This is a genomic window from Phyllobacterium trifolii (assembly GCF_014192095.1).
Taxonomy (GTDB): Bacteria; Pseudomonadota; Alphaproteobacteria; order Rhizobiales; family Rhizobiaceae; genus Phyllobacterium; species Phyllobacterium trifolii.
The window spans coordinates 1-16724 of record NZ_JACHXN010000001.1 but is presented as its reverse complement, the minus strand read 5'-3'; the positions used below and the strand labels follow the sequence as shown (position 1 = coordinate 16724).

The following is a 16724-nucleotide window of genomic DNA, read 5'->3' as shown; positions in this document are numbered from 1 at the left end:
TGCAGTGTGACGGCTGACCGCACTGGTTGACAACGGTGTTTTAGAGAAGCCCTTCTGCGAACTTGGCCATGTTCCAGTATGACAAGTCACGCCCCGTGCCTTTCTTCTGCATGTCGGCAAGAATGTCGCCAAAGTGATCATCGTTCTCACGAACCTCGCGAAGATTCTCTTCGATCTCATCCAGGCTGAATTGCAGCCGATAATACAGGTCTCGTTTCATCATTGGACAACCCATGAAACGCTGGTAGAGAAACGCGCCTGTGTGGATTTGGGACCGAATTGCAACAAGCCTGCACAATTCGGTCACGAGTTGCGACTTCGATAGTTTTTGCAACTCTCCCTCCTTGTGGCGTACCAATCTCGGGAAATACCGGTTGAGCCGCTGTAATTCATCTAACGGGAGGTCAAGCAAAAAGGGTCGCAAATGGTCGGGTGTATAGAAGACGTCAATTCTCTCTGCTATCGGAACGATGGCATTTGACAGGCCTTTTTCTCCTTTGTCGATCGCCCAAACCCTGGAATCGACCGGAAGATAATTTTGCCAAAAAGTTTTAAATTCTTCGCTGAGGAAAATTCGACCACTTACACTGAAGCAGAACGATTGGATGTGGTAGGAATATTCGTGATTTTCAAATGGAGCTGCGATATCGGCCGCAGAATTTGCCAGTTTTCTGAAAAGGTCAATCAGACCTTCCCTGAAGCAATATACGCTGTCATTGAGATAGCAGACGCGACTGGGTTTCAGGGTTTCTCGTATGAATAGCGTGGCATCCCTGTAACCACCCATGTCAAACCCGGCATTGTCCCTGATAAGAAGGTGCGCGCAATGTCTCCTGAGTTCAGACAATTGCTCATCGTTCAGCGGATGATTGACGACCGCAATAACATTGATGCCTAAATCATTGAGCGCCGACAGGGTATTCTTCACATACCAAGGAAAGCCGGCTGGCTGCCATATCAGATAGATGGCGTAGACCTCTCCAGCGTTTTTTTTCTCTCCGACGTGGTATTCGGTTATCGAAGATCGCGCCGAAAACCGGCGGTCTGACCAAGCTTTGAAAACTCTCAAGTCGTGATAGAGAAAGCGTACAAACCTTCTCAATGAACGGATCGCTATGCTGCTGACGGCTTTGTAGATCACAAAGAACTCCAGCGCGGACATTCATCTGGCGTCATTAATGCTCGCCTAATCGAATACAATGACCCTGCTCCAATCCTGTGACCCAAGCCTCCAATTCGCCCTTAAAGCGGGCTTGGACGTTAAGCGGCAGTGACACGCTCCTTCCAATAGTCGTAAACGTTGGTCAGGGTTGTCTCAAACGATATTGCTGGTTTCCAGCGAATTGCGTTAAGAGCAGCACTGGCATCGCCCACTGCGCTTGCAACCGCACTGGGGCGCAAACGTTCTGGATCAACTTGAACATCAATCTTCTGACCCGAGATATGGATCAGCTTATCGAGAATGTCTTGTATTTGTTGTGCCTTACCTGATGCAAGGTTAAACACTTGCCCTCGAGTCGAAGGGAAATCAAAAAGTGCAACATCAGCATAGGCACGGACCACATCACGCACGTCCAGGAAATCCCGTTTGGCAGATAGGTTGCCAACTTTAATGACTGGTGGCCTCAAACCAACTGAAATTTCCGCCAATTGTTTCGCGAACGCTGCGACGACATATTCCTCGGTTTGGCCCGGCCCAGTATGATTAAATGGACGAAACCGAACTGTATTCAATCCTTCGTGTGCGAGCTGTCCGACAAGTGCCTCGGCCGCTGCCTTGCTGGCACCGTACGCATTCATAGGCTTGAGGACAACGTTCTCGCCGATAGGCTCTCCTTCGAAATCGTTGAACGATGTGCCGTATGTTTCCGAGCTGCTTATGAAAACAAATCTGGCATTTGGTGCAGCTTCCATTGCCGCGTAAGCCATATTCATCGTACCGGTGGCGTTGATATCCCAGGCGAGTCGTGGGGCGTTGCGGGCTTCCGCCGGCGCCGCGACTGCTGCCAAATGGACAATTGCGGTGGGCTGATATCCATCCACCAGATCAACAAGCTGATCGTAATCCCTGATGTCGATGGACTTACCGGTCGCTGCTTTATAACCAACAGGAAAAAAATCGATGGAATGATTAGACTGACGTGACTTCAACTCAGTTTGAAGCCACGTCCCGACAAATCCATTGGCACCGGTTATTAGAATTCGATGTTCAGACGTGGTCATTTTTCAACACTTTTTGAGCATGCTGAACTCACTTTTTGAGTCGCTTCAAATCGGCTTCGACCATTTCAACGATCATGTCTTCAAGTGAAATCTTCGGTTCCCAGCCGAATTTGTCCTTGGCCTTCTTGGGGTTGCCCAAGAGGACATCGACTTCCGCCGGGCGGAACAGGGCGGGATCGATGATGAGATGGTCGTCGATGTTAAGGCCCGCATGGTTAAAAGCGATCTCGCACATGTGGCGAACGGTGGTGGTGCGGCCCGTCGCAATGACGAAGTCGTCGGCAACGTCTTCCTGCACCATCATCCACATGGCACGGACATAGTCCTTGGAATGACCCCAGTCCCGTTTGGCATCGATATTGCCAAGGCGCAATTCCTTGGCAAGACCAAGCTTGATGCGTGCGACGGCATCGGTGACCTTGCGCGTGACAAACTCGATGCCGCGCAGCGGCGATTCATGATTGAACAGAATACCGCTCGAGGCATGAAGGCCGAAGCTTTCCCGATAATTGACCGTCAGCCAGTGACCATAGAGCTTGGCCACCGCATAGGGCGAGCGTGGATAAAAGGGGGTGGTTTCGGACTGCATCGGTTCCTGGATAAGCCCGTACATCTCCGAGGAAGACGCCTGATAGAATCGGGCGTCGGGTTTTTCAAGCCGCACCGCTTCAAGCATGTTGGTGACGCCGAGCGCCGTAACCTGGCCGGTCAGGAAAGGCTGCTGCCAGGACGATTTGACGAATGATTGCGCGGCAAGATTATAGACCTCGTCAGGCTTGACCTCCTTCATCGTGCGCAGCAGCCCGGAAAGGTCGAGCAAATCGCCGTCGACGATGTGCACATCGTTCTCGATCCCCAGCCATTCGAGCCGGGTCAGGTTCACTTCCGAGGTACTGGAACGCCGTGCCAGACCATGAACTTCATAGCCCTTGTCCAACAGAAGCTGCGCAAGATACGCACCGTCCTGTCCCGTTATGCCTGTTACCAATGCTTTCTTGGCCAACTAATCTCTCCGTCGTTGCAATCACGTCAGCGAATTGTTTCGTCCGCCGCTGGTGAATCAAATATATTGTCTATTCCAGTATTATTGCCGTCCGTATACATCTTCAAACCGGACGATGTCATCTTCCCCCAAATAATCCCCGCTTTGAACCTCGATCATCACAAGACGCATTATTCCGGGATTTTCAAGGCGATGTTTATGTCCGCAAGGAATATAAGTCGATTCATTCGTGGCAAGGATCAGTTCCTGGTCGCCGTTGACGACTTTCGCTGTTCCGCTGACAACCACCCAATGCTCCGATCTGTGATGATGCATCTGAAGGCTCAGGCTAGCACCGGGTTTGACCTCAATGCGCTTGATCTTGAACCTCTGACCCTCTTCAAGGGTTGTATAGGTACCCCACGGACGATGAACCGTTCGGTGCAGACTATGAGCCTCGTGGCCGTTCGCCTTTAACTGGGCAAACAATTGCTTCACGTTTTGCGTATGATCCTTATGTGCAACCAAAACAGCATCAGCGGAATCGACGATCACCAGGTTTTCGACACCGACGGTGCCGACCAGTCTGTCGCCGCTGCTCTGGATAAAGCAATTTTCGGTCGCAATGAGAACAGTGTCGCCATTGATCCTGTTTCCGGACTCGTCCGGCTCGATCAGTTCGGAAATTGCGTTCCACGAACCTATGTCGGTCCAGCCGATATCGCAGCCAACCATGGCGACATTTTCGGCTTTCTCGAGGACCGCATAGTCGATGGAATTTTTGGGAACTTGCGCGAACAGATCGCGATCGAGGGCCACCTGTGTTCCACTTGCTGCGCTGGATTGGTGCGCTGCGAGCAGACTCTTGCGGCATTGATCGAGGATGTCGGGGCAATGTTGCTGCATCAATCCGATCATGGTTCCGGCTGAAAAGCAGAACATGCCCGAATTCCAGTAGAATTGTCCCGATGCGACATATTCCTTTGCCCGCGCGAGGTCGGGTTTTTCGACAAAGCGAACGACATTTTGTCCGTCTGCTTCGATATAACCGTAGCCAGTCTCGGGAAACTCGGGATTGATCCCGAACGTGACAAGACGCCCGCTCGATGCAAGCTCAATTGCCCTTACGGCGGCGACACGAAAAGCCTCAAGATCTTTGATCATGTGGTCGGCCGGGAAAAGGATGATAATCGCATCATCGCCGTAGGCCTGCTGAACATGCAGCGCGGCAATGGCGGTGGCAGCTGCGGTGTCGCGCCCCATCGGCTCCAGCAGATAAGTGCATGCAATGGCCGAATCGTTGATTTCCCGATACTCGTCCTCAGTCTTGAAAAAGAGTTCGCGATTCGTAATGGTAAGTATCTGCTCTACGTCCGGCAGCAAAGCGGCTCGCAAGAAGGCGTGCTGTATCAGGCTCTTGCCATCACCTAGCTTAATAAAAGGCTTTGGATGGGCCTCACGCGATACCGGCCACAACCGTGCGCCTGCACCACCACTCATTATGGTTGGAATGATCTTCATCTATTCTTTCACTCCAGGACATCTTTCGCGCGTTTGAATCCCCATCGCACTCGTTTTCCTCAATGACCCGTCTGCTGCACGCCATCCACACACCCAAGGAGGATAGGGACAGCTTGGGCCCTTTATTCTGTTTGACAGGCCATGACAACCACTACAGAGAATTCTGGAACACACGATACCCAGTTTCGCCCGTAAAATTTCGCCCTTTACGACTCATCATCCTATTGTATTCGCAATACACTTGAGACCTAGCCGACGGCTCGAGGAAAAAGGGATTAATCACCGAGATCGTCCAAAAGGCGCAGGCAGTCAGCCGATGTGATACCCAGAGTCATTATGGACTCCTCGTTTCCGTTGTGTTCTCCTGTGCCTACAATAACAAGGCTCTAGAAATCAGAGGAGTCGTCTATGGCCAACACGATTGAACCGACTGAATCGGTTAAAATTCAACGAGAAAAAGATGCTTGGGTAGCTAAAAATGCACAGCCTGAGAACGCGAAGCAGCTCGATCAAATCAATTATGATTTGGCGCCGCTGGAGGGGCCGGTGATCTACCTGAGCCATAAGGTAAGTAATTGATTGAACAAAGAGACACTGTTGTTGTCACAGGGAGTGATAACACTGTTTGCGGCGGGCGGGGCCTAACCTGTCCACATCAATAAGCCGTCCGTTTAGGGACCTTTATCCCACTTGACCAACGTTGGTCGAGACGTGATGAACCGCCACTTTTTCTCGTAAATGTTATTTACCAAGCAATTTTCTGACTTCCGGCCGGATTCTGCAACGGCCTGCTCCCTTGACATATGAGGTGTAGTCGATCACCTACCGAGCTTAGCCAGCCGAATTGACGTCAATGACTACGCATTTCCCCATAGTGATATCGGCGGCAGAGTAGGCCGATCGAACTGTTAATGACTGTCTTTTCGGCAGGCCCCGCAAAGAAGTAGAATCGTTTATTTGTATGTTCAAACGTCTTGCAAACCTGCTCAACAATTTTACCGAGAAGCGTGAGCACCGTGGAAGCTTGAGTGCGGTGCGATCGTTTGTCTGGTCTCGATTGTGCAAGATTCGACAAACAATCGTCCAAACATTCAAGAGATATTTGCTTGAAGCACTGAGACCTTTTCCGCATCGAAGAGGTGTCCTGTTCGTTGGATACGTACAAGCGGGGCTTGGTCTGGCTGAATCGTTGCGTGGTATGATTGTAGCGGCAGCCAATCAAGGATTGGAGTTTGGCATTTATCCTTATCGCGTTGGGGTAGAATCGCGGATTATTGGCGATTTCATGCCCGAACGATACGATCGGCAACATCGGTACGACATCAACGTCATTGAGGTCGCGGCAGATCAGGTCCCCACTGTGTTCAGATCAATAGATCCGCGACACACGGCTGGTAGTTACAATATTCTAAGAACATATTGGGAGCTTCCCAAGGCTCCTCAGGAATGGGCACCGATGTTGCGTGGAATTGATGAAATTTGGGCACCAAATCAATTTGTCTGCGATGCTTTCAGGGATATTTTCTCAGGAAAAATTACTATCATTCCGCCTTGTGTGGTTATCGAGCGCGCCGATTATCCCGATCGCGTGGCACTGGAACTACAAGATACGCGATTCTATTTCCTCTTCTCATTCGATTACTACTCGTCCCCCTATCGAAAGAACCCGCTAGGCGTCCTTGAAGCATTCCAGACGGCTTTTCCTGATCAGAATGAAAATGTTGGTCTAATAATAAAATCGACAGGCGCTGAGACGCATCATCCTGAGATAAAAGAGAAAATTCGCGTCGCTGCGGAAGCGGATACAAGAATTACAATTATAGACAGAACCATGTCCCGGAACGAGGTATTAGGTTTGATCCGTGCTTGCGACTGTTACGTCTCTCTTCACCGCGCAGAAGGTTTTGGGCTTGGTATGGTGGAAGCGATGAGCTTCGGCAACATCGTGATAGGAACGGACTACTCGGGGAGCACCGACTTTCTTTCCCAGGAAACCGGCTTTCCTGTTGGCTTTAAGCTGACGACTGTCAAACCTAACGAATACGTGTGGTCAAAGGATCAAGTCTGGGCAGAACCCGACGTCGAGGCGGCGGTCGAGGCATTTAGACAAGCGTTCGCAGATGCTGATGCCCGCCAACGCAAATCTGCTTCCGGCAAGGCGCTAGTAACGGAGCGGTACGGCCTGGGTGCGGTAGGGGCAGAAGTCCAGAAGCGCATCGACGAAATTTCCTCCTTTCTGGCCACGAGACCGTAAAAGCAGCGGCGCACAGTTGCCGAACGAGGTCTGCAATTGTTGCGGAACGCGTGCAGGCTATGTTCAAAATCCGTCGCATTGACGGCTTTCTCCGCTTCGGTGTATAGCCTGCTGGCAAGAGAGTGGGTATCAAATATTCGTTTCGATAAATCTTTGGTCCAGGGCGGTTGTGTTTTTTAACCGTCCTTGGCTGATCGACGAGAACCGTCATTTTTTTGGAGAGCTTTGAGGTATGCTAGCAAGATGCGCATCAATCAGTGGGATCATCACGATGGCGCATGTTCAGCGAAATAGCGTGCGGAAAAGGCATATGAATAGCCTGGCCTTCTTCCATGACTTTGATTTGCTGGGCACAGAATTTTGAGGATGTCATTCTTTGGCATGCTCTGAAACATATAAACGATGGTTTCTACAATGACATCGAAGCGCGTGGATGGGGAGGGGCGGCAGATCCTTATTCCTTTCCATGGTTTCGGCCCCTTGATCGTCCGACGTGATGGTAAGTATCATTGTTCCGAAGGCATTGCCCGGGTGGTTCGTCAGTTTGTGCGGGCCTTGGCAGACGAGAAATTCACGGTGATCGTAACAAGCCGTGAGCAAGATGTTGCCCGAGTATACGGCTTCCTTGTGTCTGGCGTGGAAGATGTAGCGAGACTGCAAATCTTGAATATTGATGCCGTGGAGGATAGCGGCGCCAGTGGGCTCGAAAAGCAGCTATTCAACACAATTCTTCATAAAGCCAAAACACTTCCGATTTTGGCTTTCCACAAGCGATTCAAGAGTTTGCTGAAGAGTGGCGCCTATCTCAGTCTGATGAAATCTCTAGTGACCTATTTTACCGTGGTAATCGCTAAAGTAGGTCTTCGATTAAGGGCGAAATTGAAAACGAGCGGGCTTACGCCTATACGACCGATAGCAGTTGGATATGTTGATAGATTGAACGCTGATGACACAATATCCGATGTATTGATCCCTCACTATTGTATGTTCCCTGAGTTGCAGGCGTTAAAGGATAAGAAAGTTACTCTGTATTTACCGGACTACTTGCCCCATTTCTATCAAGGCTCCCTGGAGATGGGCTCTTCCCGTGAAAACGAAGAAATTGGCCGACAGCTTTCGACTATGGCAGAGCGGGTGGTAACAAACTCTGCTTTTACCAAAGAGTATCTGCCGAGAACCGGCCTGAACATCGCTGCAGAGAAAATCGTTCACATTCCGCTGCCGTTCCTTCACGAGGAGTCGGATGAGCAGGAGCATGGGACTGATGCGGTGGAATTATCGCTGCCTGAGCATTTCGTTTTCTATCCCACGCGCAATCGCCCCTCCAAACGCCTCAAGGATTTCGTTGCGACGATCGAAAAGGCAAACAAGCAGCTAAAGAAAATGGGGCGCTCAGAGCGTATTCATGGGGTTATGACTACTCATTTGTCGCCAGGCGCCATCAGCAAGGCCGCACAGCCCTACGTAACCATCCTCGAAGAGCTTTCAGATAGCCAACTGGGGAAGGTCTACAACAAATCACTTTGCTTGCTCTTTACCTCGGAGATGGAAGGAAATTTCCCGACGCAGATCACAGAAGCACTAAATCTTCGCGTGCCTGTGGTGGCGAGTGCCATGCCTCTTGTCGTCGCGGAACTTGGAGATGTCGGCGATGCGCTTGATCTTCAAAAGACTGGCGACATCGACGGATATGTCGATCGCATTCTGGATATTCTGGATAACAGGCCAAGCGTGATCGAGAAACAAGCAACCGCACGTGAATTTGCGCTTGAAAATTTTGCGTATGAAAAATTTCGAGATCGACTCTGCGAGGTCTTTATACCCTCAAAAAACTAATGTAGGGCTCGGTTAGAGACATTGGTGAGCCTTCATCGCTCATGGAACGGCGTATAGCGCTCAATAAGAAAGGATAACATCGTCATGGCTCAGGTGAGTTACCAGGCTATCAACGAATGCCGCGTGGGGCATAAAGAAGATTTGGTGTCAGTGCTCAATCTCGGTATGCAGGCGTTAACCGGAGTGTTTCCGAAGTCACCAGATGAGCCAGTCACCAGTGGCCCTCTGGAATTGGTTTGGTCTGCCTCCAGCGGACTTTTGCAGCTGAAACATTCGTATGACCCCTCTGAGATGTACGGCGACAACTATGGTTACCGGTCAGGTCTGAACCAATCGATGGTGGATCATCTGACTCATAAGGTCCGCTATCTGGAAAGACTGGCAAGTCCTAAAGCCGGCGACGTCGTGCTCGACATTGGCAGCAACGATTGCACGACATTGAAGGCCTATTCCACGGCTGGCCTGTCGCGTATTGGTATCGACCCTACGGGCAAGAAGTTCTCGAGCTATTATCCAGAAGAAGTGAAGCTCGTTCCGGAATTCTTTTCAGCAAAGGCCTTCCGCTCGGCAAGTGCCAAACCGGCCAAAATCGTGACATCGATCGCGATGTTCTACGACCTCGAGAATCCGATTGCTTTTGCTCAGGAAGTCGCCGAGATTTTGGCGCCCGACGGCGTCTGGCACTTTGAACAAAGCTACATGCCGTCCATGCTTAGAATGAATTCTTACGACACGATCTGTCACGAGCATATCGAATATTATTCTCTGGGTGTTGTAGCCAAAATATTGGATGCGGCTGATCTGAAAATAGTCGACGTTGTTATGAACAATATCAACGGCGGCAGCTTTGCAGTTACCGCTACGCATAAAAAGAGCAGTTCTCCCGCTGCAAACCTGCCAGTTATCAATTGGCTTTTGGATCAGGAAGATCGCATGGGTTTGGGTACGCCAAAGCCGTTTCGCGATTTCGAGGAGCGTGTCTTCAGGCACAAAACAGATCTATCCAATCTGATACGCACGTTGGTTGGCGATGGGAAAAAAGTGCTCGGGTACGGCGCATCGACGAAGGGAAATGTCGTTCTCCAGTTCTGCGGGCTCACTCCGGCTGAGATTCCGGCAATTGCTGAGGTGAATCCAGAAAAGTTTGGAAGGTTCACGCCGGGAACGCATATTCCGATCGTTTCCGAAGAAGATGCGCGCGCAATGCGTCCTGATTATTTCCTGGTGCTTCCGTGGCACTTCAAAGATGGAATTCTTAGAAGAGAACGCGAATATCTGGCTGACGGCGGGAAGTTCATTTTCCCGTTCCCTGAGATAGAGATCATTTGAACCGGGAATTTATCGTACCGGCGGACATTACCGTTACGATAACGAACAACGGTACAGGTGCGGGGTCATTGCAATTTGTTGTCCCATATGTGCCAAGACAGAACACAATTGGGACAACAGGAATTTCAACAATGGCAAGTCGGCCATGGGGGTCGTGGTATTACGCGGCCTCAGATCCACGCGAGGAGGTTAGGGCGGAGGCTAAGGTTAGTTTGTAAATGAAGGACATTGAGGCTCACGATGTACACCGATCATATGTGTAGAGGATCCGACCGCTGCCGGAAACCATCTGCTGGTTAACTATAGATGCACATTGACCGAGTTCGTGCGCAAAGTTTTCCTCGGTGTAATCGGCGAAAATATCGTTTCGCAACTGGCGCGCGGTTGATGTCGGCCAATGTGACTTCTTCCAGCACAGTGACAGTCACAATGTTCAACTCGGACTGGTGGTACGGTCGATCGTCCGTCAGGCACCCTCCGCGTTGCTGTCCCCAAAACATTGTAAGGCCTAGTATTTCTGCTCTATCCGATAATATGGAATGAAATGCGCTGATCGCTGTGTGACAGCCACGCCATCCCGCCTGTCAGGTAATATTCGTCCTCTCGCGGCGGGCGATAGTCCACCACGGTGTAGGGATCTCGTCCGGTTTTGTTCTCGACCCTCCACAACGTCCGGAAATTCTATGGGTGTGTCTTCCATCATCCAGCAAGCGGTTCGAAGGTGCAGCAAGGTTGTAAATTATCCGAACAGCAACTGACTGTTCAACATGCACGCCTTAACAGCACAGCGCCGTACTTGAGCGGCGAATTTCAATGAGCATAAGAATTTGCAGGCCCAGCTGAAGCGCACTCATTTTCCTTGCCGCTTCGGGTTTATGCAGTTAGAAGCGGGCTCCAATATGAGCGGATGTGGGATGAACGAAAACGAGCAACTGATCCTATTCGACATGCGGTGCCTGCAAGACTCGGCCTACAAACATCGAGGTGTCGGAAAACTTTCAGAAAATTTGGTGCGGTCTGTGGACCGGCTGTCCAAGAAGTACAAGATTTCCACGCTTGGCCTTGTTGACCCAGCCTTGCCGCCCTTAGAAGACAGTTTTCGAAACCTTGTGGATGAAGTCTGCGCCAATGCGCACGTTGGCTTGGAGAGGGGACCAACGGTATTTATCGAACTATCACCCATGACTCACGACCCACTATTCGTAGCGCGCGTCGTAAATGATACTGATGTTCTCAAGATAGCTATTGTTTATGACTTCATTCCCTTGCTGAAGCCGGAACGGTATCTACCTAATCCGTCGAACCGGATCCACTACGACACCCAGCTCACTTGGCTGTCGCGGTTCGATCACTTCTTTCCGATTTCGCAATATACAGCCGATGAGTTGCATCGAATTCTGCATATCGATTCAACTAGGATCACAAATACCGCCGCGCCTGTAGGCAGTGCGTTTGAGCTCCTACGTTCGTCGGCCTTAAGAGAGAGGTTGCCAAAAAGGTACGTACTCGCACCAGGTGGTGCGGAACCAAGGAAAAACATTGAATGTCCGATAAAAGCCCACGCGCGAAGTGGCGCATTGCAAGATGCGCAGATCGGATTGGTTGTTGCCGGAAATTATCCATGGGATTGGCAGGCGAGACTACGTGATCTCTACGTTAGCTGCGGTGGACAGTCGGACCTTTTGTTTTTTACTGGGTTCATAGACGAAGACGACCTTGTTGCAATCTATCGTGGAGCAACTTGTGCCATCGTGGCTGCGCACATGGAAGGTTTTTCCATCCCTGTAGTTGAGGCAATGGCGGCGGGCACCCCAGTCGTTGCCTCAGATATCCCTGCACACGTCGAACTAGTTGAGCGAGGCGATTTGATGTTTTCGCCAGACGACGCCCAAGAGGCTATGTCAAAGTTGGAAATGCTGGTGAGCAATGAGTCACACCGCGCTGCAGTGATCGAAGATCAGTCAACACGCTGGCAACGGTTTCGAGCTGACAACATAGCAAGCATGTTCTGGAATGCCGTAGATGGCCTGCTGGTTACGCGGAAACCTGGGACGGTGTTCAACGTTACCAGAGGCAGCCGACCGCGGATTGCGTTTCTCAGTCCTATGCCGCCAGACCGGTCTGGGGTTGCAGATTACTCGGCAGCTACAATCAAGGAGCTTGGCAAGCTCGTTGATGTGGATGTGTACGCAAGGGGGAAGCTGCTAGAAATTCCTGAAGGTGCCTCGACTGCGAATACGATATCGCCATTCCCGTTCGTATCACCCCAGTACGACAGAGTTATCGGCGTTGTCGGCAACTCGGATTTTCACCTTGAGATATTCAATCTTCTGATGCGTTACGGTGGAGCGTGCATCGAACACGACAACCGCTTGCTCGGATTCTACCGGATTCTACATGGTCTCGGCCGGACCCAAGACGTGGCCCAAATGGAACTAAAGCGTGCCGTAAGCTGCCACGAAATCGACAGTTGGATGAGTGACGAATCGTTGCTTGAAGCGACATTCCTAGGCGAATTGGCGAAATCATGTTCGCCGCTGTTTCTCCATTCTAAGGTGACGACGGCTCTGGTCAATGAAAGGCTAAATGCTGGGGCGATCCATCTGCCATTCTCGATCTATCGTCCCTGGACATATGATCCAGTTGATTTGACGATCAAGAACAACGCCCGCAAGCGACTTGGAATGGAGGATGGAGAATTCGCTATCGCCACTTTTGGATACATTCACTCAAATAAGGCGATTGAGGAGATAATATGGGCGGTTGACCTGCTACGAAGTTGGAACGTACCCGCTAAGCTTTATTGCGTCGGTGGTTGGGCTACACTCGAGCACCAACTGTTCTTGGATCTGCGCAGTCGTCTCGGCTTGGAAGATCACATCGTTTTCGCAGCAGAGTACACTAGCGACGCCAAGTACCGCGATTTTCTTTTGGCCGCAGATGCCGGAGTTCAATTGCGCACACATTTTCTAGGAGGACTGTCAGGCGGCTTGCTTGATTGCATCGCAGCTGGGCTTCCCACTGTTGCAAACGATGACATGGCGGAAGCAATGGACGCCCCTTCGTACATACTGCGTGTTCCGGATCACCCAAGTCCTGTCCTCATAGCAGAGGCGCTCGCCGAAATTTCTGACCGCATTCGGGATCGCACAAAGCTTGGCGGAGAAAGACTTCTCTACTCCGACGAACATAGTTTCAAGCGATATTCAGAGTTGCTGTGTCAGTACCTTGGATTTGATTTGAAGGTCCCTTGGAGGTCGAGGATGAAGGAAGTCGCGGCGTGAATCGATCCCCGATTTTCATTGATCTTACCAACCTTGTGTCAAATCCCATACAATGCGGGATCCATAGAGTGGAGCGTGAGATTGTAAGTCATTGGCCGGGTACCGCTGAATTGGTTCCATGCCGATTTGACAGTGCGATAGGATCGTTCGTTGAGGTGCCGGCAGATCGTCTGCAAGAGATAATCGACGGCATCTCGGGCGACGTCGACAGACGTCGAACGCCCCTTCCTCCCGGAAAAAGGCCGATTGCGACTGACGATCTGGTCAGAGGTCTCTTCAACCCAGAAGTCTTTTACGATCAACTGCGCCTGAATGCGTATTCCAATTTGTGTCGCGCACCCCACTCTGGCATCCGGTGGATGGTATATGATTTCCTTCCATATTTGCGACCGCAAGATCGCTCATGCAGGACAACTGAACTTTTGATGCCTTATCTCCGAGTTCTGCGAGAGGTTCCTCAGGTTTCCTTTATCAGTGCCGCGGCGCGCATCGCTTTCATTGAACGCGTCATACGAATGCCCGACCGGGCTGGTCCTGTAATCCCCCTAGGGGGCGACGGCTTGGGCATGCCGAAGCTTAAATTCGATGGTGGAAAGCGAATGTTTTCGTTCGTCGGCAACACAGATCCACGACAGAACGTGGCTGCGATCTTGCTTGCATTCGAGAAACTCTGGGATGATGGCGTAGACGCACCGCTAACTATCTTAGGAGCGAATGGTGATCAGGCTCCTGTAGAAGCCTCGATCGTAGAAAGATTGAGAGGTAGAGAGCCTTTTAATCAAATGGACAAGGCAACGGACGGCTTTGTGCGCCATATCTTGAATGAATCTAGGGCCACGATATCAGTAGGCTCGGCTGAAGGGTTTGGCATTGCGGCCTATGAAAGCCTCCATGCTGGGGTCCCGGTCATAGCGTTAAAAGGTATCCCAAGCCTTGATTTGATTTCACCAGGTGGGCGACTTACGATTGACGCGGCCACTCCGGACCTTATTGCAAATGCAGTTCGCAAACTTCTCGACGACCGAATTGCAGAGGGACTCTGGAATGATGCGGCGGGCCTTCAAATTCCGACATGGAAAGGCTTTGTGAAGCAGCTCGCAAAATGGCTACAAGGGGAAATAGGCACTATGAAGCCGGGAGAGCACGATGGGAAGTGATGCAGCGCCACCACTCGCCGCGGAGAAAATGACTAGCTACGCGCAAAATCAAGAAGATGTCCTGCTGAATCGTGTTTTCAAGAACGTCAAGGACGGTTTCTACATTGATATTGGCGCATATCACCCGACTATAGGGTCTGTAACCAGGACCTTCTATGACCGTGGATGGTCGGGTATCAATGTTGAGCCTGGAGAAGTCTTCGATGAACTTAAGCGTGCGCGCCCGCGCGATATAAACATCAAGGCAGCAGTCGTTGACCACGAAGGCAAGGTTGATCTACTTCAGAATCTTGCTGACCCGGGCACCTCCAAAGTTGCCACGAAAGAATCATCCGCGGAAACAGAAGGCAGCAAAGCGCTTAGAGTTCAGGCCGTTAAGCTTGATCGACTCGTCACACAGCATGTTGGGGCTCGAACGATCAACTTCTTAAAAATTGACGCAGAAGGCTCAGAGTCTGCCATCATTCGTTCAACCAATTGGAAGGCAGTTCGCCCGCAGATACTCGTGATTGAAGCAACTGCCCCTTGGTCAAACCGCCTCGTCAATCAGGAGTGGGAGGCAACGCTTCTAGCCAACGATTTCACTCGGGTCTACTTCGACGGAATCAACGTTTTTTATGTTCGAAACGAGGATCGGTCACTTCGCTCGCTCTTCAAACTACCGGTGAACGTGCTTGATAACTATACACTCTTCGATCCGGAACTGGAGTCGCTGAAGGGTGAGAATGTCACTATCTTGGCCGAGCGAGACGGTCTTCGCTCAAAAATAGCAAAGGTCAATGAGCGAACGGAATATCTCGCAGACTCCCTCGACCACTCCCGCGACGAAGTCGGCCGTCTAGCTGCCCAAGTTCTGAGCCTAACAAGACACTTGGACATCGCGCAAAGATCTCTGACAGCATTGACTCCAAGCGCTAACCGCTACGATAACATAGTTAAGAATCTGCGCGATCCTGGTGGACCTCGCGTGCTGCGTCTTGTTCTTCCGTTAGCGCGCATCATTAGGAAAATTAGTCGTATATTCGGTGCTACGCGTGAAGATTCATCAAACGCGGCACAGATCTCAGTTTCAGCGGTTGACAACGTTTCGCAGCCTAGTGCACCCACTGTGCAGCCGCGTATTCCATTACTGAAACGGATCCTCGTAAGAGTTTACCTGAAGTTTCTCAGACCTTATGTTCGGCCCACGTTGGAGCGCCTAAGGTCATATATGAACCAGCCCATCCACGACGTCGTAAAGACAAACAACGAGTACGTCAAAAGCTTAGAGGAGCTTTTGATCACAATTGCATCGCAGCAACGAAAGTGAGCTTGGAACTGCCAAGCCAAGTGTGTTTGAGTCGCAATTGTGCATGGCTGCGGTGTGACCTGCTCCCCTTTGTGTCCGCATTTATAAGTTAGCTCTGTTCTGGTTTTGGCCTTTTTCGGACCGGGTTGCGAACTCATAGGGTGTCATGCCGTCAAGGCTTGTGTGGGGTCGGTTCAGATTTGACGTGCTACCCGTCTTTAGGCCACCCGGAGCTGGAATTTTCCGGGGTTAAGGCTCATGCCGGCGGATGAGCCGATGAGCCGTTTATGAGCGATATCGGCGGTTTGTTGCCGATGGCGCTATGGGGCCGGACCTCGTTGTAGTCCTTACGCCAATCTTCTATTTTTCGCCGGGCATCGTCAAGGCTCATGAACCAGTGGGCGTTGAGGCATTCGCTGCGGAACTTGCCGTTGAAGGATTCGATGAAGGCATTATCGGTCGGCTTGCCGGGGCGGGAGAAGTCGAGGATGACACCCTTGTGATAGGCCCACAGATCGAGATCGCGGGAGATGAATTCCGAGCCCTGATCGACACGGATAGCCTTCGGATAACCGGCTTCACGGCAGACCCGTTCCAAGGTCTGAACGACATCCTCGCCGCGGTACGAGAACCTGGCGTCGACGGCAGGTGAGTAGCGCGAGAAGGTGTCGACGATGGTCAGCATCCTGATCTTGCGGCCTGTCGCAAGCTGATCGTGAACGAAGTCCATCGCCCAGGTCTCGTTGTGCCGGACCGCCGCACTGCGATCCTCCCGCAGCTTGGCCTTCACCCGCCGTCTCGGTGTCTTGTTGCGCAATTGCAGGCCTATCTCCTTGTAAAGACGATAGAT

At 51.2% G+C, this 16724-nt stretch carries 12 protein-coding genes; 7 read left to right on the top strand and 5 right to left on the bottom strand.

What is annotated here, in order from left to right:
- Nucleotides 1–40 precede the first annotated feature (40 nt).
- The 4 genes from FHS21_RS00060 to FHS21_RS00045 form a co-directional block, all read right to left on the bottom strand.
- Nucleotides 41–1162, bottom strand: a complete 1122-nt coding sequence (locus FHS21_RS00060; RefSeq protein ID WP_183660660.1) for a rhamnan synthesis F family protein — start codon at nucleotides 1160–1162, stop codon at nucleotides 41–43.
- Between the two features lie 98 nt (nucleotides 1163–1260).
- On the bottom strand, nucleotides 1261–2223 hold the full coding sequence (locus FHS21_RS00055; protein WP_183660659.1) for a GDP-mannose 4,6-dehydratase: 963 nt from the start codon (nucleotides 2221–2223) through the stop codon (nucleotides 1261–1263).
- Nucleotides 2224–2251: 28 nt separating this feature from the next.
- Nucleotides 2252–3226 carry a GDP-mannose 4,6-dehydratase gene (gene gmd, locus FHS21_RS00050; RefSeq protein ID WP_183660657.1) on the bottom strand — a complete coding sequence of 325 codons (975 nt, stop codon included), beginning with the start codon at nucleotides 3224–3226 and terminating at the stop codon, nucleotides 2252–2254.
- Nucleotides 3227–3307: 81 nt separating this feature from the next.
- Entirely contained in the window at nucleotides 3308–4726 is a 1419-nt protein-coding gene (locus FHS21_RS00045; protein WP_183660655.1) for a mannose-1-phosphate guanylyltransferase/mannose-6-phosphate isomerase, read from the bottom strand.
- Between the two features lie 408 nt (nucleotides 4727–5134).
- Here FHS21_RS00045 and FHS21_RS00040 point away from each other — a divergent pair, with 408 nt between their 5' ends.
- The 7 genes from FHS21_RS00040 (at nucleotide 5135) to FHS21_RS00010 (ending at nucleotide 15895) form a co-directional block, all read left to right on the top strand.
- Entirely contained in the window at nucleotides 5135–5305 is a 171-nt protein-coding gene (locus FHS21_RS00040) for a hypothetical protein (RefSeq protein ID WP_162701849.1), read from the top strand.
- Nucleotides 5306–5687: 382 nt separating this feature from the next.
- Nucleotides 5688–6980 (top strand): glycosyltransferase family 4 protein, encoded by a 1293-nt coding sequence (locus FHS21_RS00035; RefSeq protein ID WP_183660653.1) that lies wholly within the window; start codon nucleotides 5688–5690, stop codon nucleotides 6978–6980.
- 414 nt (nucleotides 6981–7394) lie between these two features.
- Nucleotides 7395–8816, top strand: a complete 1422-nt coding sequence (locus tag FHS21_RS00030) for a glycosyltransferase (RefSeq protein ID WP_183660651.1) — start codon at nucleotides 7395–7397, stop codon at nucleotides 8814–8816.
- Between the two features lie 84 nt (nucleotides 8817–8900).
- A complete protein-coding gene (locus FHS21_RS00025; protein ID WP_183660649.1) occupies nucleotides 8901–10145 on the top strand; it encodes a class I SAM-dependent methyltransferase in 1245 nt (414 codons plus the stop codon).
- A gap of 914 nt (nucleotides 10146–11059) precedes the next feature.
- On the top strand, nucleotides 11060–13429 hold the full coding sequence (locus FHS21_RS00020; protein ID WP_183660647.1) for a glycosyltransferase: 2370 nt from the start codon (nucleotides 11060–11062) through the stop codon (nucleotides 13427–13429).
- Nucleotides 13430–13995: 566 nt separating this feature from the next.
- Nucleotides 13996–14586 (top strand): glycosyltransferase, encoded by a 591-nt coding sequence (locus FHS21_RS00015; protein ID WP_246410746.1) that lies wholly within the window; start codon nucleotides 13996–13998, stop codon nucleotides 14584–14586.
- Nucleotides 14576–15895: an FkbM family methyltransferase gene (locus FHS21_RS00010; protein ID WP_183660643.1), complete on the top strand. Its 1320-nt coding sequence runs from the start codon at nucleotides 14576–14578 to the stop codon at nucleotides 15893–15895. Before FHS21_RS00015 ends, FHS21_RS00010 begins: the two co-directional genes overlap by 11 nt.
- A gap of 235 nt (nucleotides 15896–16130) precedes the next feature.
- Here FHS21_RS00010 and FHS21_RS00005 read toward each other — a convergent pair.
- Nucleotides 16131–16724, bottom strand: a 594-nt coding sequence (locus FHS21_RS00005) for an IS3 family transposase (RefSeq protein WP_183660641.1), incomplete at its 5' end; no start/stop codon positions are given.

What these genes read in the sequence shown, in the direction of transcription:
- FHS21_RS00060 (WP_183660660.1), bottom strand. Translation starts at nt 1,162, where the DNA reads ATGTCCGCGCTGGAGTTCTTTGTGATCTACAAAGCCGTCAGCAGCATA.
- FHS21_RS00055 (WP_183660659.1), bottom strand. Translation starts at nt 2,223, where the DNA reads ATGACCACGTCTGAACATCGAATTCTAATAACCGGTGCCAATGGATTT.
- FHS21_RS00045 (WP_183660655.1), bottom strand. Translation starts at nt 4,726, where the DNA reads ATGAAGATCATTCCAACCATAATGAGTGGTGGTGCAGGCGCACGGTTG.
- FHS21_RS00040 (WP_162701849.1), top strand. Translation starts at nt 5,135, where the DNA reads ATGGCCAACACGATTGAACCGACTGAATCGGTTAAAATTCAACGAGAA.
- FHS21_RS00035 (WP_183660653.1), top strand. Translation starts at nt 5,688, where the DNA reads ATGTTCAAACGTCTTGCAAACCTGCTCAACAATTTTACCGAGAAGCGT.
- FHS21_RS00030 (WP_183660651.1), top strand. Translation starts at nt 7,395, where the DNA reads ATGACATCGAAGCGCGTGGATGGGGAGGGGCGGCAGATCCTTATTCCT.
- FHS21_RS00025 (WP_183660649.1), top strand. Translation starts at nt 8,901, where the DNA reads ATGGCTCAGGTGAGTTACCAGGCTATCAACGAATGCCGCGTGGGGCAT.
- FHS21_RS00020 (WP_183660647.1), top strand. Translation starts at nt 11,060, where the DNA reads ATGAACGAAAACGAGCAACTGATCCTATTCGACATGCGGTGCCTGCAA.
- FHS21_RS00015 (WP_246410746.1), top strand. Translation starts at nt 13,996, where the DNA reads ATGCCGAAGCTTAAATTCGATGGTGGAAAGCGAATGTTTTCGTTCGTC.
- FHS21_RS00010 (WP_183660643.1), top strand. Translation starts at nt 14,576, where the DNA reads ATGGGAAGTGATGCAGCGCCACCACTCGCCGCGGAGAAAATGACTAGC.